An 18360-nucleotide genomic window follows, 5' to 3' on the forward strand; every position below is an offset into this window, starting at 1 on the left:
ACCGTCAACAGGAAACAATCATGACAAGCCTGGACGTCAACCAGTGGCTACAACTGGACAACACCCCGTACGCCGCGCTGCCGATGCTGCTGTCCAGCCTCGGCATCGGCTTGCTGATCGGCGTGGAGCGCGAACGCAAGCGCCGCGTGCTGGCCGGCATCCGCACCTTTCCGCTGGTAAGCCTGCTGGGCACCATGCTGGCCATGTTGGCCGCACAAACCACGCTGCCGTGGCTGATGCCGGCCGGGCTGCTGGCGGTGGCCATGCTGGGCTTTCTGCCGCTGGGTAACGGCGGCGGCGAAGGAGCCGGCCCCGAGCCACGCACCACGTCGGTGATTGCGCTGCTGATTGCCTACACGCTGGGGCTGATGGTGGGGCTGGGCAATACCGAACTGGCCATCGCGCTGGGCATCATCACCACCGGCTTGCTGTACCTGAAGCCGGAGCTGTCCAACTTTTCCAACCAGCTGGAGCGGCAGGATCTGCTATCGCTGCTGCAGTTTGCCGCGCTCACCTTCATCATCCTGCCCATCCTGCCCAACCAGGGCTTCGGCCCGTACCAGGCCTTCAACCCGCACCGCATCTGGCTGTTGGTGGTGCTGATCGTCGGCGTTGGCCTGGCGGGTTACCTGGCGGTGAAAATTCTGGGCGAACGCGTGGGCGCGCCGGTGCTGGGCATTCTGGGCGGCCTGGTATCCACCACCGCCACCAGCCTGGTGTACGCGCGCGAGGCGGCGGCCAACCCTGGTTCGCTGCGGCTGTGTACCAAGGTGATCCTGCTGGCCAATATGGTGCTGTTCGTGCGCCTCAGCCTGCTGGCACTGGCCATCGCGCCATCTGGCGCCCGTAGCGTGGCCGGCATGATGCTGCCGGCGCTGCTGGCGGGCCTGGCCACCATTTTCTTGCTGGGCAAACGCAGTGCCACCCCGGAAAACACGCCCGAGCTGACGCTGAAAAACCCGGCCAAACTCAGCATTGCGCTGGGTTTTGCCGCCATGTTTGCCGTGGTGATGCTGTGCTCGGCCTGGCTGCGCGACCTGTTTGGCGAAAGCGGCTTGTACGTGGTGGCCATCGTATCCGGCCTCAATGACGTGGACGCCATCAGCCTGACCGCGCTGGAGCTGTTCGGCCAGCAGCAGTTGGCGCTGACCCCGCTGCTGGTGAGCATGGCGCTGGCCGTGTTCACCAATACGCTGTTCAAGTTTGGCCTGATCGCCAGCATCGGCGGCCGCGACCTGGCCGGCGCCTGCGCGCCGGCACTGGGTATGTCGATGCTGGGCCTGCTGCTGGGGCTATGGTTGGCCGCAAGCTAGCCGCCGCAGTCACTCACCACCCTATCCAGCCCGCCCTGCACTGCACGGCGGGCTTTTCTTATCCGTTTGCCGTAACTATCCATCGATGGCAATATGTTATACCGTAACACTTTTAATCGAATGCCGATCATGACCGCGTTTGCCATTCCTGACGTACAAAACCACCCCGACCTGCGCCGCATCCCCATCCGCAAAGTAGGCATCAAGGGCCTGCGCCACCCGTTGGCCATCCGCCAGCCGGACGGCCAGCTGCAGCACACCATTGCCGACTGCCAGCTGACGGTGGCGCTACCCGCCACGCAAAAAGGCACCCACATGTCGCGCTTTGTGGCGCTGATGCACGAGCAGCAGGCCGCGCTAGACGCCGAGGGCTTCGAGGCGCTGGTGCGCGCCACGGCAGCGCGGCTGGAAAGCGACAGCGCCCGCATCCGGCTGAGCTTCCCCTACTTCCGCCACAAGACGGCGCCGGCGTCGGGTGTGGTGAGCTTGCTGGACTATCAGGTATGCCTGGACGGCAGCCTGCAACACGGCCACTACCGTTACCGGCTGCAGGTGACGGTACCGGTGACCAGCCTGTGCCCGTGTTCCAAGCAGATTTCGCGCTACGGCGCGCACAACCAGCGCTCGCACATCATCATCGAAGCTGAAGCCGACAATGGCCTGAACGCCGACACGCTGATTGAATTGGCCGAGGCGCAGGCGTCGTGCCAGCTGTACGGCCTGCTGAAGCGCAGCGATGAAAAAGTGGTGACCGAGCAGGCGTACGACAACCCCAAATTCGTGGAAGACCTGGTGCGCGACGTGGCTGTCGCACTGCAAGGCGTGGCTGGTATCCGCCACTTTGTGGTGTCGTCGGAAAACTTCGAGTCCATCCACAACCACTCGGCCTACGCCCGCATCGACAGCCGCGACCTGCAGGCCAACTGAGCTCAGCCCGGCTGCAACAGGGTGAGTACGAACGCGGCGCTGGCCTGCGGCTGCTCCATCGGGAACAAATGGCTGCCGGGGTGCCAGTGAATGCGGGCGCCGAAGTGCTTTTGCATGAAGGCCAGATCACTGGGGCCGGTAACATCGCTGCCAGCGCCGGCCACGTAGTGCATCGGCACCTGCAGTTGGCCGCGCAGCTGCCAGTAATGGTGCGGCAGCGTGCCATAGATATCGTGCTCTACCTGCGGGCGGAACAGCAGGCGGCGGCCGCCCTGGCCGTTGTCTTCGGTACCCAGCTCGGCGTAGTCGTGCAGCACTTCGGGCGCCCAGCGCGCAAACGCGGCCTTGCGCGCAAAGTAGTCGTACACCGATGCCACGCTGGCCCAGTTATCGCGCCGTTTCAGGGTGCCGGTACCGCCGGGGGTCACGTTCTGGATAAAGCCCAGCCGCTTGGCCAGCCAGATGCCGAAGGCGCGCTGTGGCGACAGCAGCGGTGAATCCAGCAACACCACGCTGCGAAAGCGCTCGGGGGCACGGATGGCCGCCAGGAACAGCAATATGCCACCCAGCGAATGCCCCACCGCGTGCACCGGGCCGTGATAGCGCGCCTGCATGAAGGCCAACATTTCGTCTACCAGCTGCGGCCAACCATCGCTTACCGGATAGCGCGGGTCGTGGCCGCTGCACGGCAAGTAGCCCACCGCGTAACCAGCCTGCTGCCATACCGCATGCATCTGGCGATAAATGGGCGCCGGAAAGCTGTTGGCGTGGGCAAAGTGAATGGTCTTATCCATATTGTTCTCCTCTGACGCGACATTAGCATAAGCAAACACTCGTTTAAACGCCTGCTGCCACCACGACACGGCGGCTGTGATAAGCTGCGTCGCGCCGGAACGCCCTGCTACCGGCGTGGTCTACCCCTGTTCATTTGTCTGCCCGAAACCATCATGCCCGCATTGTCGCGTCTGTTTCACTGGCTGTTCCCCCTGCTGCTGTTGGCCGCCCTGCCGGCCAGCGCACTGGACCCGAACGACCTGCTCCCCCCCGAAAAAGCGTTTGCCGCCCGGCTGGAACAACAGGGCCAGCAACTGCTGGTGCACGTGGATATTGCCCCCGGCTACTACCTGTACCGCGACCGCACCCGCATCGGCAGCGAGCCGGCCGGCGTGGTGGGCACCCCGCAGCTGCCCGCTGGCGAAGCCAAGCAGGACCCGTACTTCGGCCTGCAGCAGGTATACCACCAGCGTGTAACCTTTACCGTGCCGATCACGGCGGCAGCCCTACCCGACAACTTCACGCTGCTGGCCACCATCCAGGGCTGTGCCGACGCCGGCCTGTGTTACCCGCCGTACACCCACAAGCTGAAGCCGGGCAGCGGCGGGCTGGCCGACTGGCTGACCCCGGCTGCCAGCGCTGACGACGCCGCCCCGACGCTGAGCCGGCAGCAATGGCTGGGCACGCTGCTCACCTTCCTGCTGGCCGGCATCGGCATGGCGTTTACCGCCTGCATGTACCCGCTGCTGCCGATTGTTTCCAGCATGGTGGCCGGCCAGGGCCAGCGCCTCAACAAGACGCGCGGCTTTGTGTTGACCTTTGCCTACGTGCAAGGCCTGGCGCTCACCTACACCGCCGTCGGCGTGATTGCCGGCAAAACCGGTAGCCTGCTCACCGTCTGGTTACAGCAGCCAGCGGTGATTCTGGCCGCCAGCGCGCTGATGGTGGTGTTTGCGCTGGCCATGTTCGACCTGATTACCATCCAGCTGCCGTCGGCGCTGCAAAGCCGGCTGGCCACGCAAAGCAACAAGCTGGGCGGCGGCCGCCTGGCCAGCGTGTTTGCCATGGGCGCGCTGTCTGCGCTGCTGGTGGGCCCCTGCGTAGCACCGCCGCTGGCGCTGGCGCTGGGCTACATCGGCCAAACCGGCGACGCGGTACTGGGCGGCGCCGCGCTGTACAGCATGGCGATGGGCCTGGGCCTGCCACTGCTGCTGGTCGGCACCTTTGGCGGCCACATCCTGCCGCGCGCCGGCGCCTGGATGCAGCAGGTGAAATACACCTTCGGCGTGGTAATGCTGGGCGTGGCCATCTGGATGGCCGGCCCATTCCTGCCGGTCTGGCTGACCATGCTGCTATGGGGCACGCTGGCGCTGGGCAGCGCCTGGTGGCTGCTGCTGAGCCGGCAACGGCCGGCTGCACGCGGCGTTGGCCGCTGGCTATTGAGCGCCATTGCCACCATGCTGACGCTGGCCGGCCTGCTGCAAATCGTCGGCGCCGCCACCGGCGCGCCGTCGCCGCGCTTGCCGCTGGCCGCTATCTGGCAAGGCCAATTGGCCGCCAAGCCGGTGTTCCAGCCGGTAGCCAACCTTGCCGAGCTGGACGCGGCACTGGCGAAAGCCAAAGCTGCCGGCCAGCCGGTCATGCTGGATTTCTACGCCGACTGGTGCGTGAGCTGCATCGAGATGGAAGAAACCACCTTCCGCCACCCGGATATTGCCACCCGTATGGGCAAGCTGCGCCTACTGAAAGCCGACGTGACTGCCAACAACGCCGAACACCATGCGCTGTTACAGCACTTCGGCCTGTACGGCCCGCCGGGCATCATGCTGTACAACGCGCAGGGTGAGCTGGTGCACAAGGTCATCGGCTACCAGGACGCCGGTGACTTTGCCGCTTCGCTGGACAAGGTTGGCCGCTGACGGCATGAGTGGCGAAAGATACAAGGGCCGGTGCTTGCTCCGGCCCTTGCCAGGCTGCGCACAACTTAGCCGCCAATACCTTATCGGACCCGGCACAGCCGGGCCGCCCACCACCAGCCGTTGAATCGGCAGCCTTCCCGTTCACAACACAAAGCCCGTGTGCATGGCAAACAGGCTTTGTCTGCCATATCGCAAGGGCCGGTGCACGCACCGGCCCTTGCCACGTCTGCCCTGCGGCCAACCCTGGCCGCCCGCCCGGCGCTTAGCGCAACGCGTCTTCCAGCGCCCGCGCAATCACCAGCTTCTGCACGTCCGACGTACCTTCGTAAATCTGCGCCACGCGCACGTCGCGGTAGATGCGCTCCACCGGGTAGTCGCTGAGGTAACCGTAGCCGCCCAGCGTCTGGATGGCCGCCGAGCACACGGCCTCGGCCATTTCCGACGCCATCAGCTTGGCCATGCTGGACTCCTTCAGGCAGGGCTTGCCGGCGTCTTTCAGCGCAGCAGCGTGCCACACCAGCTGGCGGGCCGCCTCTAGCCGTGCCGCCGCCTCGGCCAGACGGAAACCCACCGCCTGGTGGCGGATGATGGGCTGGCCAAAGGTGTGGCGCTCGGTGGCGTAGCGGGTGGCAAACTCCAGCGCTGCTCGTGCCATGCCCAGACACTGCGCAGCAATGCCGATGCGGCCGGACTCCAGGTTGGCCAGCGCGATCTTGTAGCCCTCGCCTTCCGCCCCCAGACGGTGGCTGGCCGGCACCCGTACGTTATCGAACACGATCTGGCAGGTGTCCGACGCGTGCTGGCCCAGCTTGTCCTCTACCTTGGCCACGGTGTAACCGGGGGTGGCGGTGGGCACCAGAAACGCACTGATGCCCTTCTTGCCGGCTGCCGGGTCGGTTACCGCAAACACGATGGCCACATCGGCGTGCTTGCCGTTGGTGATGAACTGCTTGACGCCATTGATGACGTAATCGTCGCCGTCGCGCACGGCGCGGCTGCGCAGGTTGGCCGCATCAGACCCTGCATCCGGCTCGGTGAGGCAGAACGCCGACAGCCATTCGCCACGGGCGATGCGGCGCAGGAAGGTGTCTTTCTGCCAGTCATTACCGAAGCGCTCGATCGGGCCGCAACCCACCGAGTTGATCACCGAAATGATGGTAGACAGCGCACCGTCACCGGCGGCGATTTCTTCGATCACCGCCGCCAGCGTCAGGTAATCGAAGCCGGCGCCGTCCCAATCCGGCGATACCGTCAGGCCGAAGCAGCCCAGTTCGCCCAGCCCGTGCAGCGCCTGGCGCGGAAAGCTGTGTTCACGGTCCCACGCTGCCGCATGCGGCGCGACCTCGCTGGCCACAAAGCGGCGTACCGCGTCCACTACCTGTTCTTGTTCTGTAGTCAGCAACATGCTGATTCCTTTGCTTTTCTATGCGTGATGGCGGCCAACCCTGCTTGTGCAGGCAAAGGCAAACCCTGTTGCCACGAAAGACACGAAAACCACGGACAAAACCTCCACAAGAACGCCGCCCATTTGGTGTTTTTCGTGGATTTCGTGGCTAAAAGATATCGGCCTGCGTGCCTTCCGTGGCAGAAAACAAGTTACACCAGCTCTACCGCCAGGGCGGTGGCTTCGCCGCCGCCGATACACAGGCTGGCCACGCCGCGCTTGCCGCCGCGCGCCTGCAGCGCCGCAATCAGCGACACCACGATGCGGGCACCGGACGCGCCGATCGGGTGACCCAGCGCGCAGGCACCACCGTTGACGTTGACCTTGGCGTGCGGCAGACCCAGGTCGTGCATGGCGGCCATGGTCACCACGGCAAACGCTTCGTTGATCTCGAACAGGTCAACGTCGTCCGCCGTCCAGCCGGTTTGGGCAAACAACTTTTGCATGGCGCCCACCGGGGCGGTGGAAAACCACGCCGGCTCATGCGCGTGGGTGCTGTGGCCGACAATGCGCGCCAGCGGGGTCAGGCCCTGCGCCAGCGCGTCGCTTTCGCGCATCAGCACCAGCGCGGCGGCGCCGTCGGAAATGGAGCTGGCGTTGGCCGGCGTCACGGTACCGTCCTTGCGGAAAGCCGGCTTCAGCGTGGGGATCTTGTCCAGATTGGCCTTCAGCGGTTGCTCGTCCACGCTCACCACCTCGTCGCCCTTGCGGCCGCTGACGGTGACCGGTGCAATCTCGCCGGCAAAGGCACCGCTGTGGATGGCTTGCTGTGCACGGGTCAGCGACGCGATGGCGTATTCGTCCTGCGCGGCGCGGCTAAAGCCGTACTTGTCGGCGCAGGCTTCGGCAAACACCCCCATCAGCTGGCCCTTGTCGTAGGCGTCTTCCAGGCCGTCGAGGAACATGTGGTCCTTGATCTCGCCGTGGCCCAGGCGCAGGCCGCCCCGTGCTTTCGGGATCACATACGGCGCATTGCTCATGCTTTCCATGCCGCCGGCCACCATCACCTTGGCCGCACCGGCTTTCAGCAGGTCGTTGGCCAGCATCAGCGCCTTCATGCCGGAACCGCACATCTTGTTGATGGTGGTAACACCCGCCGCCAGCGGCAGCCCGCCCTTGATGGCTGCCTGGCGCGCCGGCGCCTGGCCCTGCCCGGCAGGCAGCACGCAGCCCATGATCACCTCTTCCACCGCATCCGGCGCAATGCCGGCACGTGCCACAGCAGCGCGGATGGCGACCGCGCCCAGGTCGCTGGCGCTCTGGCTGGCAAATACGCCCTGAAACCCACCCATGGCCGTACGGGCCATACCGACAATCACGATCGCTTCGTTGTGCATGATTCACGCCTCCGGTTAGATAACGTTTACGTTAACGTAAACATGGCAATCTTTTCAAGCCCGACACGGTACGCTGTGGCGTAGACACCGCAGCACAGATGGCATCATCATGATGCAGACAAAACAAGGTGACTACCATGCAAATCAACACCCTGCCCCAAGCCGAAGCCGCACAGCCACTGTTACACGCCGCCGGCCTGCCCTGCGACGATGTTTTCAGCCGCCCGGATCTCACCCTGTTCGGCATCCAGCAACACGGTCAATGGCTGGCGGTGGCCGGCATCGAGCGCCACGGTCACGACGGTTTGCTGCGCTCGGTCGCCACCGCGCCTGCCGCGCAAGGCCAGGGCCTGGCCAGCCACTTGTTGCAGCACGCCGAGCAGTGGGCCAGACACCAAGGCATGACCTCGCTTTATCTGCTGACGACCAGCGCCGCCCCCTACTTTGCCCGCCACGGCTACCAGCCACAGGTGCGCGAACAAGCACCGCAGGCCATCCGCCACAGCAAGCAGTTTGCCGGCCTGTGCCCTGCCAGCGCCACGCTGATGCACAAGACGCTTTGACACGCAGTACGCCACCCTGCGGAGAAAAACCATGTTTTCGCACATCTGCATCGGCATCAACGACTTTGACCGCGCCCTCGCTTTCTACCGCCCGCTGATGCAGGCGCTGGGCATTCGCGAACGCTTTTGCGACCCGTCGCGGCCGTGGGCCGGCTGGCAAAGCGAACCCGGCCCGCGGCCGCTGCTGCTGATCGGCAAGCCACTGGACGGCCAAACCGCCACGCCCGGCAACGGCCAGACCATCGCCCTGCTGGCGGCCACACGCAGCCAGGTGGACGCAGCCTACCAGGCCGCACTGGCACACGGCGGCCGCTGCGAGGGCGCTCCCGGCCTGCGACCGCACTACCACGCACATTATTACGGCGCCTACTTTCGCGACCCGGACGGCAACAAATTGTGCGTGGTATGCCATGAGGCCGACGCCACCGCGACAGTCGGGCCAGACCGGACCACAACCTGACTTGCGGCCAACCCCGCCGCGACCAGCCCCACCTCCAAGCAGCCCAGCCCCGTGAAGGAATGCCATGCTTTCATCTCAAAAACACACTCTGACACTGCTGGGCAGCCTGCTACTGGCCAGTACCGCCCATGCCAGCAATACCCCGCCCGATGCCGCCGCCAGCGACCCGGCCACCTTGGGCTGGATGGTGGGTTCGCCACCACCCGCCGACAAGATCATCCGTTTCGAAGACGGCAGTTACTTCCGCTTTCCGCAAATGCGCTGGAGCGTGTCGCACTTTCGCCAGCTCATGCCCACCGTCAACATCTCGCGCGGGCTGGGGGCCGCCACCACGCTGCCACGCGCACTGCGCAGCGATATCGACACGCTGACCTTCACCCCGACCGGCAGCAAGCAGCCCATCAGCTGGCAACAGTCGCTGGCGGCCAACTACACCGACGGCATGCTCATCCTGCACAAGGGCAAGGTGGTGTACGAACGCTACATCGGGGTACTGAAGGCCGATGGCCAGCACGGCGCGATGTCGGTGACCAAAACCTTCATCGGCACCCTGGCCGCCCTGCTGGCGGCCGAAGGCAAGCTGGACCCTAGCCGCCAGGTAGCTCACTACGTACCGGAGTTGGCCGCATCGGCCTTTGGCAACGCCACCGTACGGCAGCTGATGGACATGACCACCGGCATCCGTTTCAGCGAAGACTACGCCGACCCCAAGGCCGAGGTCTGGGCGCACGCCGCAGCCGGCAACCCGCTACCCAAACCGGCGGACTATAGCGGGCCGCGTAGTTACTACGAATTTCTGACGACCGTACAGCCGGAAGGGCAACACGGTGAGGCCTTCCACTACCGCACCGCCAATACCGACGCGCTGGGCTGGGTGCTGGCCCGTGTCAGCGGCCGCAACGTGGCCGACTTGCTGTCCGAACGCATCTGGCGGCGGCTGGGTGCCGAGCAAGACGCCTACATGAGCGTGGACAGCACCGGCACGCCGTTTGCTGGCGGCGGCCTGAATGCCGGCCTGCGCGACCTGGCGCGCTTTGGGCAGATGATGTTGCAGCAAGGGCAATACAACGGGCAGCAGATCCTGCCGCGCAGCGTTATCGCCGACATCCGCCGTGGCGCCAGCCAGGCCGACTTTGCCAAAGCCGGCTACAGCCAGCTCACCGGTTGGAGCTACCGCAATATGTGGTGGGTCAGCCATAACGCCCACGGCGCGTACATGGCACGCGGCGTGCACGGCCAGGCACTGTATATCGACCCGACAGCCCAGATGGTGATTGCGCGTTTTGCCAGCCACCCGGTAGCCGGCAATGCGGCCAACGATGCCACCTCGCTGCCGGCCTACCATGCCGTGGCCCGTCATTTGATGGGGCTGCGCTAGGGTCGGTACGCGCTGGCCAACAACAAAAAGCCGCAGCACCCGCTGCGGCTTTTGCATGCCAACCACGATCAGGCCTGCCTACTCCGGCAAGCCGCCGCTGCGCTTTTCCATCCAGTGCTCGCACTGCGCCTTCAACTGGCCGATTTCGCGCAGCACCAGCTGGATGTCCTGCATCTGCTGCGTCAGCTGCTGTTCGCGGCGGGTCAGGATATCGACAAACTTCATCAGCTGCGGCTCGTCGTTGTTGGCCGCATCGTACAGCTCGAACAGCTCGCGGATTTCCTGCAGCGACAGGCCGATGCGCTTGCCGCGCAGCGTCAGCATCAGGCGCACGCGGTCGCGACGCGAGTAGATGCGGCGCTGGCCCTGGCGCTCCGGGGTGAGCAGCCCTTCCGACTCGTAAAAGCGGATGGCACGGGTGGTCACGTCGAACTCCTGTGCCAGTTCGGAAATGCTGAATGTGCGGTCTGCTGCTGCAGTCACGTCGTCTCCTGATTCTGTGCGGACGGTGAAAAAAGCCGATGAAGCGTCGCCATATTGTAATACGGCGACGCCAAGCCGGCACGCTGCCAGCCCGCCACCGCAACAAACCGAAACACGACCCGCTTGCGATGGCCAATAAGTTTACGTTAACGTAAACTAGAACTTATTGCCAGATCGGCAACACCCGAAGGAGAGCAAACAATGACATCCCGCAGCGTAGCCGTGGTAGGCGCCGGCACCATGGGCAACGGTATTGCCCAGGTTTTTGCCCAGGCCGGCTTTAACGTGATCATGACAGACGTATCGCAAGCCGCACTGGACCGCGGCCTGGCCGCCATCAGCAGCAGCCTCAACCGGCTGGTGAAGAAAGGCGTGTTCAACGACAACGAGGCCGTGTCCATTCTGTCGCGCATCCGCGGCAGCACCGCCCTTGCCGATCTGGCCGGCTGCGAACTGGTGGTGGAAGCCGCCACCGAAAACGCGCAGATCAAAGAACAGATTTTCCGCCAGCTGGCCGACGCGGTACCGGCCGACACCATTCTGGCGTCCAACACTTCGTCGATCTCGCTGACCACCATCGCCTCGTGGGTGAAAAAGCCGGAGCGCGTGATCGGTATGCACTTCATGAACCCGGTGCCGGTAATGCAGCTGGTGGAAATCATCCGTGCGCTGCAAACCAGCGACGACACCCACGCCCGCATCCACGCCCTCAGCCTGGAACTGGGCAAGACCCCGGTGACGGTAAAAGACGGTGCCGGCTTCGTGTCCAACCGCGTGCTGATGCCGATGATCAACGAGGCCGCCTTCGTGCTGTACGAAAACCTGGCCAGCGCCGAAGACATCGACACCGTGATGAAACTGGGCATGAACCACCCCATCGGCCCGCTGGCGCTGGCCGACCTGATCGGGCTGGATACCTGCCTGTCGATCATGGACATCCTGTACCGCGAGTTCCGCGACTCCAAATACCGCGCCTGCCCGCTGCTGGTGCAGCTGGTAGCCGCCGGCCACCTTGGCCGCAAGAGTGGCAAGGGTTTTTACCGTTACTGATCAAGCTTTTCCGTCACCGCGCCGCCGGCGTTGTGACGGAAGCGCCACATGGCGCAGTGCAATATCCGCCCATCCTATTGCAACCTTGTTGCATAAAACTGAGCGCTTGCTTTAGCTTACAACCATCAAGTTGACGTTTACGTCAACGACAAGGCCACAAGCCTTGCATCACCTGCGCAGCCCACCCCCGCTGCAGCCCTGTTTGTCCCGGTTTGATTGCTGCACTACCCGCAAAGCCCCGTCAGAGGGCTGCTTGTACCCCGGCCGCGCTTGCGGCCAACACAAGAACCCAGGAGACACAAAGAGATGGCAAAGCCTGAAACCCTTCGCCCTGCCGCTGCCCAGGAAAGCGTGCCCGACACCTTTCCCAAGCTGCTGCAAGCCCACGCCGCCCAGCGCGGCAAGCGCCCCGCCATGCGCGAGAAAGACCTCGGCATCTGGCAAACCTGGACCTGGGAACAAGTGGCCGCCGAAGTGCGCGCCCTGGCCCTGGGCCTGGCGGCCAAGGGCTTCAAGCGCGGCGACCGCCTGGCGGTCGTAGGCGACAACCGCCCGCGCCTGTACATGGCGATCATGGCGGCACAAAGCATGGGCGGCATTCCGGTACCGCTGTACCAGGACGCGGTGGCGGAGGAAATGGTGTTTGCGCTGGCTGATGCCGGGGTGGCAATGGCGGTAGTGGAAGACCAGGAGCAGGTAGACAAGCTGCTGGAAATCCGCGACCGGCTGCCGGCGCTGCAGGCCATCGTCTACGACGACCCGCGCGGCATGCGCCACTACCAGCACGACGGCGTGTACGACATGGCCGAGATCCTTGGCGCCGGCCGCATCCATCACGACGAGCACCCGCTGTTCTACCAGAGCATGCTGGAAATGGGCCGCGGCAGCGACCCGGCCATCATGCTGTACACCAGCGGCACCACCGGCAACCCCAAGGGCGTGCTGCACACCTACGACAGCATGATCATCACCGCGCGCAATGCGGCCAACCTGGAAGGGCTGACCGAGCACGAAGAAGTGCTGGCCTACCTGCCGATGGCCTGGGTGGGCGACAACCTGTTTTCCTACGCCCAGTCGCTAGTTACCGGCTTTTGCGTGTCGTGCCCGGAAAGCAGCGAAACGGTAATGACCGACATGCGCGAGATCGGCCCCAGCTACTACTTTGCCCCGCCGCGCGTGTACGAAAACCTGCTGACCCAGGTGATGATCCGCATGGAAGATGCCGGCCGCTTCAAGTACTGGCTGTTCCATTACTTCATGAACCACGCCCGCCGCGTGGGCACCGACATCCTGGAAGGCAAGCCGGTAGGCTTCTGGGACCGCCTGGGCTACAAGCTGGGCGAATACCTGGTGTACGGCCCGGTGAAGAACGTGCTGGGTTTCACCCGCCTGAAGCTGGCCTATACCGCCGGCGAAGCCATCGGCCCCGAACTGTTCGACTTCTACCGCGCCATCGGCGTCAACATCAAGCAGCTGTACGGCCAGACCGAGGCCTACGTGATGGTGTGCGTACACCCCAACGACAAAGTAAAGCCGGACACCGTGGGCGTGCCGGTGCCCGGCGTAGAAGTGAAAATTGCCGACAACGGCGAGGTACTGTTCCGCGGCCCCGGCACCTTCCACAGCTACTGGCAGCGCCCGGATGCCACCAGCGAAACCCGTAACGACGAAGGCTGGGTGTTCAGCGGCGACGCCGGCTACTTCGACGAAGATGGCCAGCTGAAGATCATCGACCGCGCCAAAGACGTTGGCCGCCTGCGCGACGGCAGCCTGTTTGCGCCCAAGTACCTGGAAAACAAGCTGAAGTTCTTCCAGCACATCAAGGAAGTTGTCGCCTTCGGCGACGGCCGCGACTACGCCACCGCCTTCATCAACATCGACCTCACCGCAGTAGGCAACTGGGCCGAAAAACGCGGCCTGGCCTACACCGGCTACACCGACCTGGCCGGCCAGGAGCCGGTGTACGAGCTGATCCGCGAGTGCATCGAGAAAATGAACGCCGACCTGGCGCGCGACCCCAAGCTGCACGGCAGCCAGATCAAGCGCTACCTGATCCTGCACAAGGAGCTGGACGCCGACGACGGCGAGCTCACCCGCACCCGCAAGGTACGGCGCAAGTTCATCGCCGAGCGCTACGCGCCGCTGATCGAGGCCCTGTACGACAACAGCCGCGCGTGCAGCATCGACACCGTGGTGAAATTCGAAGACGGCCGCAGCGGCCAACTGCGCGCCACGCTGCAGATCCGCGACGCCCGCACCTTTAGCGCCATCAGCCAGGAGGCCGCATGAACCCGCACCGCAAAATCGGCGACGTCATCCTGCAAGCCGACGCCATCTCGCTGTCGTTCGGCGGCGTGAAAGCGCTGACCAACATCAGCCTGGAAGTACGCGAGCACGAGATCCTGTCCATCATCGGCCCCAATGGTGCCGGCAAGAGCTCCATGCTCAACGTGATCAACGGCGTCTACCACCCGCAACAAGGTCACGTGGTCTATCGCGGCAAGACACGCGACCGCATGCGCCCGCACGAAGCCGCACGCCAGGGCATTGCCCGCACCTTCCAGAACATCGCCTTGTTCAAGGGCATGAGCGTGCTGGACAACGTCATGACCGGCCGCAACCTGAAGATGCGCGCCAACTTTATCCAGCAGGCGCTGTACTGGGGCCGTGCCCAGCGCGAGGAAATGGCCCACCGCGCCTACGTGGAAAAGATCATCGACTTCCTGGAAATCCAGCATATCCGCAAAACCCCGGTTGGCCGCCTGCCCTACGGCCTGCAAAAACGGGTGGAGCTGGCGCGCGCGCTGGCCGCCGAACCCAGCCTGCTGTTGCTGGACGAGCCGATGGCCGGCATGAACGTGGAAGAAAAGCAGGACATGTGCCGCTTCATCCTCGACGTCAACGACGAGTTCGGCACCACCATCGTGCTGATCGAACACGACATGGGCGTGGTGATGGATATCTCCGACCGCATCGTGGTGCTGGACTACGGCAAGAAAATCGGTGACGGCAGCCCGGACGAAATCCGCGTCAACCCCGACGTGATCGCCGCCTACCTCGGCGGCAGCCACTAACCCCCCAGCCTGCAGCCCAACCCGTGCCCGCGTGGCACGGACGCCCTCGCCTTGCCCGCAAGCAAGACATAGGCATTCAAGGTTGGCCGCAGGCATGAAAGGAGCAAGTCATGGAATGGCAGTTTTTTCTGGAGGTGCTGGTGGGCGGCCTGCTTGCCGGCGTGATGTATTCGCTGGTGGCGCTGGGCTTCGTGCTGATCTACAAGGCGTCCGGCGTGTTCAACTTTGCCCAAGGCGCGATGGTGCTGTTTGCCGCGCTGTCGTTCGTGTCCATCCAGGCGATGGGGGTGCCGTTCTGGCTAGCACTGCTGCTGACGCTGGTGCTGATGGTAGGGCTGGGTGTCGGCATTGAACGGGTAGTGCTGCGCCCGCTGGTGAACCAGCCGCCGATCACCCTGTTCATGGCCACCATCGGGCTGTCTTTCTTTCTGGAAGGCATGGCGCAGATGGTGTGGGGCACCGACGTGCACGGCCTGGAGCTGGGCATTACCGACGAACCGTTCGACGTAGCCGGCGTGTTCATTTCCAAGTTTGACCTGTTCGCCGCCGCCGTCGGCGGCACGCTGGTAGCGGCACTGGCGCTGTTCTTCAGCAAGACCAAGCTGGGCCGGGCGCTGCGCGCCGTGGCCGACGACCACCAGGCCGCGATGTCGGTCGGCATTCCGCTGAAGCACATCTGGGCCATCGTGTGGGGCGTGGCCGGCTTTGTGGCGCTGGTGGCCGGCCTGCTGTGGGGTTCGCGGCTGGGCGTGCAGTTTGCGCTGACGCTGGTGGTACTGAAGGCCTTGCCGGTGCTGATTCTGGGCGGCTTTACCTCGATTCCGGGCGCCATTGTCGGCGGCCTGATCATCGGCGCCGGCGAGAAGCTGGCCGAGGTGTACCTGGGGCCGTTCCTGTCCGGCGGCATCGAAAACTGGTTCCCGTACATGCTGGCGCTGCTGTTCCTGCTGGTACGTCCTGAAGGCCTGTTCGGCGAAAAACACATCGAGAGGGTGTAAACCATGTTCTACCGTGAATCGGGGCAGTTCAAGAGCAGCTACGCGGCCGACGCCGCCATCTTTACCATCGCGCAGGACCGCAGCTTCATGCTGGCGCTGCTGGCGCTGGCCTTCGTGGCCGTACCGGGGCTGGCCAGCGACTACCTGCTGTCCGGCATCCTGATCCCGTTCCTGATCCTGTCGCTGGCGGCGCTGGGGCTGAACATCCTGACCGGCTACGCCGGCCAGCTGTCGCTGGGCTCGGCGGCCTTCATGGCGGTGGGGGCGTTCGCTACCTACAACTTCATGATCCGCATCCCCGGCATGCCGCTGCTGCTGGCGCTGTTTCTGGGCGGGCTGTGCGCGGCGCTGGTGGGGGTGGCATTCGGGCTGCCGTCGCTACGCATCAAGGGCTTTTACCTGGCGGTGGCCACGCTGGCTGCGCAGTTCTTCATCGAGTGGGTGTTCACCAAGTTCAGCTGGTTCAGCAATGACAGCAGCTCCGGCGTGATCAGCGCCCCGGCGATGCAGATCTTCGGCTACGCCATCGACACCCCAGCCAGCAAATACCTGCTGACGCTGTCTATCGTCGCTTTCATGGCGCTGGCGGCCAAGAACATGGCCCGCGCCAGCATCGGCCGCGCCTGGATGGCGGTGCGCGACATGGACGTGGCCGCCGAGGTGATCGGCATCCGCATGCTGCGCACCAAGCTGCTGGCGTTTGCCATCAGTTCGTTCTATTGCGGCGTGGCCGGCGCGCTGTACGCCTTCGTGCTGCTGGGCACGGTAGACGCGCAAGCTTTCGACCTGCACCGCTCGTTCCAGATCCTGTTCATGATCATCATCGGCGGCGTCGGCAGCATCCTGGGGTCGTTCCTGGGCGCCGCCTTCATCGTGCTGCTGCCGATCTGCCTGAACCTGGTCGGCCAGCTGTTTCACGGCGCCATCAGCACGCAGTTTCTGGCCAACCTGGAAATGATGCTGTTCGGCGGCCTGATCATCTTCTTCCTGATCGTGGAGCCGCACGGCCTGGCGCGGCTGTGGCAGATCGCCAAGGAAAAACTGCGCGTGTGGCCGTTCCCGCATTGAGCCCCCCGCCGCCGCCCTGCCGGCCGGCAGTGGCGGCCCAGTAATAACACCAGGCTGGCCGCAAACCAGCCACCCAGCAGCAACACAACAACATCCGGAGAGATCACCATGAAACAGACCATCATCGCCGCATCCCTGGTACTGGCCACCGTGGCCGGCAGCGCCATTGCCGCCGACCAGTTCATCCCCATCCCCAGCTACCGCGTAGGGCCGTACGCGTCCGGTGGCGCCAAGTTCTACGGCGGCATGATCGACTACATCAATTACGTCAATCTGAAAGAAGGCGGCGTCGGTGGCGTGAAGCTCACCTACGAAGAGTGCGAAACCGAATACAAGAACGACCGCGGCGTGGAGTGCTACGAGCGCCTGAAGGCCAAGAACGGCGGTGCCAGCGCCTTCAACTTCATGTCCACCGGTATTACCTACGCGGTGATGGATCGCGCCGAGAAAGACAAGATTCCTTTGATGACCATGGGCTTTGGCCGCGCCGACGCGCAGGACGGCCGTGCCTTCAAGTACACCTTCCCGCTGATTACCAGCTACTGGAGCCAGGCCACAGCGAAAGTGCAGTTCATCGGCCAGCGCCTGGGCGGCATGGACAAGCTCAAGGGCAAGAAGATCGTCAACCTGTACCACGGTTCGGCCTACGGCAAGGAAACCATTCCGGTGCTGGACGCCATGGCCAAGAAGCATGGCTTTGAGCTGAAGCACATCGAGGTGCCGGCGCCAGGCACCGAGCAGCAGTCGCAGTGGCTGGACATCCGCCGTCAGCGCCCGGATTTTGTCATGCTGCGCAGCTGGGGCGTGATGACGCCAGCGGCGCTGAAGTCGGCACAGAAAGTGGGCTACCCGCGTGAGCAGATCGTGTCCAACTGGTGGGGTGGCTCGGAAGAAGACGCCATCGCCGCCGGCGACGCCGCCAAGGGCTACATTGCCGGCAGTTTTGCACTGGACGGCAAGCAGTTTCCGGTGATCCAGGACATCGAAAAAGTGGTGTACGGCGCCGGCAAGGGCAACCTGTCGGACAAGGGCTTCATCGGCACCGTCAATTACAACCGCGGCGTGGTCAGCGGCATCTTGATGGTGGAAGCCATCCGCGCCGCGCAGAAGAAATACGGTGCCAACACGCTGAACGGCGACCAGATTCGCTGGGGCATGGAAAACATCAATATCGACGCCAAGCGCCAGAAAGAGCTGGGCGTAACCGATATGTTCCCGCTGGTACGCACCAGCTGCCAGAACCACGAAGGCAGCGGCTACACCCGCTTCATGCAGTGGGACGGCAAGGACTGGAAGCCGGTATCGGGCTGGATCAAGGCCGACACCAGCGTCACGCTGCCGCTGATCAAGGCCTCGGTCGAGAAATACGTGAAGGAAAAAGGCATCACCCTGCGCGATTGTGCTGCCGAGAAATAAGCCACACCCACCAGACCCACCCGGCCGGGGCAGCTGCCCCGGCCCCGGAAGGAGCCCCGCCATGCAAGCAACGCCTACGCCCTACCTGCTGTCGGTCAACAATATCGAAGTCATCTACAACCACGTGATCCTGGTACTCAAAGGCGTGTCGCTGGA

16 protein-coding genes are annotated in these 18360 nt (G+C 64.2%); 12 read left to right on the plus strand and 4 right to left on the minus strand.

The window, feature by feature from the left end:
• The first annotated feature begins 20 nt into the window (after positions 1-20).
• Together ACK4FZ_RS16435 and folE2 are read left to right on the plus strand one after the other, a co-directional pair.
• The gene (locus ACK4FZ_RS16435) at positions 21-1313 is read left to right on the plus strand and encodes an MgtC/SapB family protein (protein WP_409822778.1); all 1293 of its coding nucleotides are present in this window, start codon (positions 21-23) and stop codon (positions 1311-1313) included.
• Positions 1314-1442: 129 nt separating this feature from the next.
• Positions 1443-2240, plus strand: a complete 798-nt coding sequence (folE2, locus tag ACK4FZ_RS16440; protein WP_409822781.1) for a GTP cyclohydrolase FolE2 — start codon at positions 1443-1445, stop codon at positions 2238-2240.
• Between the two features lie 2 nt (positions 2241-2242).
• On the opposite strand, the gene ACK4FZ_RS16445 is transcribed toward folE2, so the two are convergent.
• Positions 2243-3034, minus strand: coding sequence for an alpha/beta fold hydrolase (locus ACK4FZ_RS16445; protein ID WP_409822784.1), 792 nt, complete (start codon positions 3032-3034; stop codon positions 2243-2245).
• 153 nt (positions 3035-3187) lie between these two features.
• Between ACK4FZ_RS16445 and dsbD the strand changes: the two genes are divergently transcribed.
• On the plus strand, positions 3188-4933 hold the full coding sequence (dsbD, locus tag ACK4FZ_RS16450; RefSeq protein WP_409822787.1) for a protein-disulfide reductase DsbD: 1746 nt from the start codon (positions 3188-3190) through the stop codon (positions 4931-4933).
• A gap of 262 nt (positions 4934-5195) precedes the next feature.
• Here dsbD and ACK4FZ_RS16455 read toward each other — a convergent pair whose 3' ends face one another.
• Complete coding sequence (locus ACK4FZ_RS16455; RefSeq protein ID WP_409822790.1) at positions 5196-6338, minus strand: acyl-CoA dehydrogenase family protein; 1143 nt, start codon at positions 6336-6338, stop codon at positions 5196-5198.
• A gap of 191 nt (positions 6339-6529) precedes the next feature.
• Positions 6530-7714, minus strand: coding sequence for an acetyl-CoA C-acyltransferase (locus tag ACK4FZ_RS16460; RefSeq protein ID WP_409822793.1), 1185 nt, complete (start codon positions 7712-7714; stop codon positions 6530-6532).
• 137 nt (positions 7715-7851) lie between these two features.
• Between ACK4FZ_RS16460 and arsN2 the strand changes: the two genes are divergently transcribed.
• The 3 genes from arsN2 (at position 7852) to ACK4FZ_RS16475 (ending at position 10115) form a co-directional block, all read left to right on the plus strand.
• The gene (gene arsN2, locus ACK4FZ_RS16465; RefSeq protein WP_409822796.1) at positions 7852-8277 is read left to right on the plus strand and encodes an arsenic resistance N-acetyltransferase ArsN2; all 426 of its coding nucleotides are present in this window, start codon (positions 7852-7854) and stop codon (positions 8275-8277) included.
• 31 nt (positions 8278-8308) lie between these two features.
• Entirely contained in the window at positions 8309-8737 is a 429-nt protein-coding gene (locus ACK4FZ_RS16470) for a VOC family protein (protein WP_409822799.1), read from the plus strand.
• 64 nt (positions 8738-8801) lie between these two features.
• Positions 8802-10115: a serine hydrolase domain-containing protein gene (locus ACK4FZ_RS16475; protein ID WP_409822802.1), complete on the plus strand. Its 1314-nt coding sequence runs from the start codon at positions 8802-8804 to the stop codon at positions 10113-10115.
• Between the two features lie 78 nt (positions 10116-10193).
• On the opposite strand, the gene ACK4FZ_RS16480 is transcribed toward ACK4FZ_RS16475, so the two are convergent.
• Positions 10194-10598 (minus strand): MerR family transcriptional regulator, encoded by a 405-nt coding sequence (locus ACK4FZ_RS16480; RefSeq protein ID WP_144373055.1) that lies wholly within the window; start codon positions 10596-10598, stop codon positions 10194-10196.
• A gap of 201 nt (positions 10599-10799) precedes the next feature.
• On the opposite strand from ACK4FZ_RS16480, the gene ACK4FZ_RS16485 reads away from it, so the two are divergent.
• The 6 genes from ACK4FZ_RS16485 to ACK4FZ_RS16510 all read left to right on the plus strand — a co-directional run bounded on the left by ACK4FZ_RS16485 (position 10800) and on the right by ACK4FZ_RS16510 (position 18204).
• Positions 10800-11648, plus strand: coding sequence for a 3-hydroxybutyryl-CoA dehydrogenase (locus ACK4FZ_RS16485; RefSeq protein ID WP_409822805.1), 849 nt, complete (start codon positions 10800-10802; stop codon positions 11646-11648).
• A 306-nt stretch (positions 11649-11954) separates the two neighbouring features.
• Positions 11955-13937 (plus strand): AMP-binding protein, encoded by a 1983-nt coding sequence (locus ACK4FZ_RS16490; RefSeq protein ID WP_409822808.1) that lies wholly within the window; start codon positions 11955-11957, stop codon positions 13935-13937.
• The gene (locus ACK4FZ_RS16495) at positions 13934-14722 is read left to right on the plus strand and encodes an ABC transporter ATP-binding protein (RefSeq protein ID WP_409822811.1); all 789 of its coding nucleotides are present in this window, start codon (positions 13934-13936) and stop codon (positions 14720-14722) included. Before ACK4FZ_RS16490 ends, ACK4FZ_RS16495 begins: the two co-directional genes overlap by 4 nt.
• Before the next feature lie 110 nt (positions 14723-14832).
• On the plus strand, positions 14833-15720 hold the full coding sequence (locus ACK4FZ_RS16500; protein ID WP_409822814.1) for a branched-chain amino acid ABC transporter permease: 888 nt from the start codon (positions 14833-14835) through the stop codon (positions 15718-15720).
• 3 nt (positions 15721-15723) lie between these two features.
• The gene (locus tag ACK4FZ_RS16505) at positions 15724-16788 is read left to right on the plus strand and encodes a branched-chain amino acid ABC transporter permease (protein ID WP_144373060.1); all 1065 of its coding nucleotides are present in this window, start codon (positions 15724-15726) and stop codon (positions 16786-16788) included.
• A 108-nt stretch (positions 16789-16896) separates the two neighbouring features.
• Positions 16897-18204: an ABC transporter substrate-binding protein gene (locus ACK4FZ_RS16510; protein ID WP_409822817.1), complete on the plus strand. Its 1308-nt coding sequence runs from the start codon at positions 16897-16899 to the stop codon at positions 18202-18204.
• Positions 18205-18360: the final 156 nt, after the last annotated feature.

The organism is Vogesella sp. (assembly GCF_046297735.1).
Classification (GTDB): Bacteria; Pseudomonadota; Gammaproteobacteria; order Burkholderiales; family Chromobacteriaceae; genus Vogesella; species Vogesella urethralis.

Bases quoted from the DNA above. Each gene is read 5' to 3' on its own strand.
- dsbD (WP_409822787.1), top strand. From the start codon at position 3,188: ATGCCCGCATTGTCGCGTCTGTTTCACTGGCTGTTCCCCCTGCTGCTG.
- ACK4FZ_RS16455 (WP_409822790.1), bottom strand. From the start codon at position 6,338: ATGTTGCTGACTACAGAACAAGAACAGGTAGTGGACGCGGTACGCCGC.
- ACK4FZ_RS16445 (WP_409822784.1), bottom strand. From the start codon at position 3,034: ATGGATAAGACCATTCACTTTGCCCACGCCAACAGCTTTCCGGCGCCC.
- ACK4FZ_RS16485 (WP_409822805.1), top strand. From the start codon at position 10,800: ATGACATCCCGCAGCGTAGCCGTGGTAGGCGCCGGCACCATGGGCAAC.
- ACK4FZ_RS16510 (WP_409822817.1), top strand. From the start codon at position 16,897: ATGAAACAGACCATCATCGCCGCATCCCTGGTACTGGCCACCGTGGCC.
- ACK4FZ_RS16435 (WP_409822778.1), top strand. From the start codon at position 21: ATGACAAGCCTGGACGTCAACCAGTGGCTACAACTGGACAACACCCCG.
- ACK4FZ_RS16475 (WP_409822802.1), top strand. From the start codon at position 8,802: ATGCTTTCATCTCAAAAACACACTCTGACACTGCTGGGCAGCCTGCTA.
- arsN2 (WP_409822796.1), top strand. From the start codon at position 7,852: ATGCAAATCAACACCCTGCCCCAAGCCGAAGCCGCACAGCCACTGTTA.
- ACK4FZ_RS16470 (WP_409822799.1), top strand. From the start codon at position 8,309: ATGTTTTCGCACATCTGCATCGGCATCAACGACTTTGACCGCGCCCTC.
- folE2 (WP_409822781.1), top strand. From the start codon at position 1,443: ATGACCGCGTTTGCCATTCCTGACGTACAAAACCACCCCGACCTGCGC.
- ACK4FZ_RS16495 (WP_409822811.1), top strand. From the start codon at position 13,934: ATGAACCCGCACCGCAAAATCGGCGACGTCATCCTGCAAGCCGACGCC.
- ACK4FZ_RS16500 (WP_409822814.1), top strand. From the start codon at position 14,833: ATGGAATGGCAGTTTTTTCTGGAGGTGCTGGTGGGCGGCCTGCTTGCC.
- ACK4FZ_RS16460 (WP_409822793.1), bottom strand. From the start codon at position 7,714: ATGCACAACGAAGCGATCGTGATTGTCGGTATGGCCCGTACGGCCATG.
- ACK4FZ_RS16490 (WP_409822808.1), top strand. From the start codon at position 11,955: ATGGCAAAGCCTGAAACCCTTCGCCCTGCCGCTGCCCAGGAAAGCGTG.
- ACK4FZ_RS16505 (WP_144373060.1), top strand. From the start codon at position 15,724: ATGTTCTACCGTGAATCGGGGCAGTTCAAGAGCAGCTACGCGGCCGAC.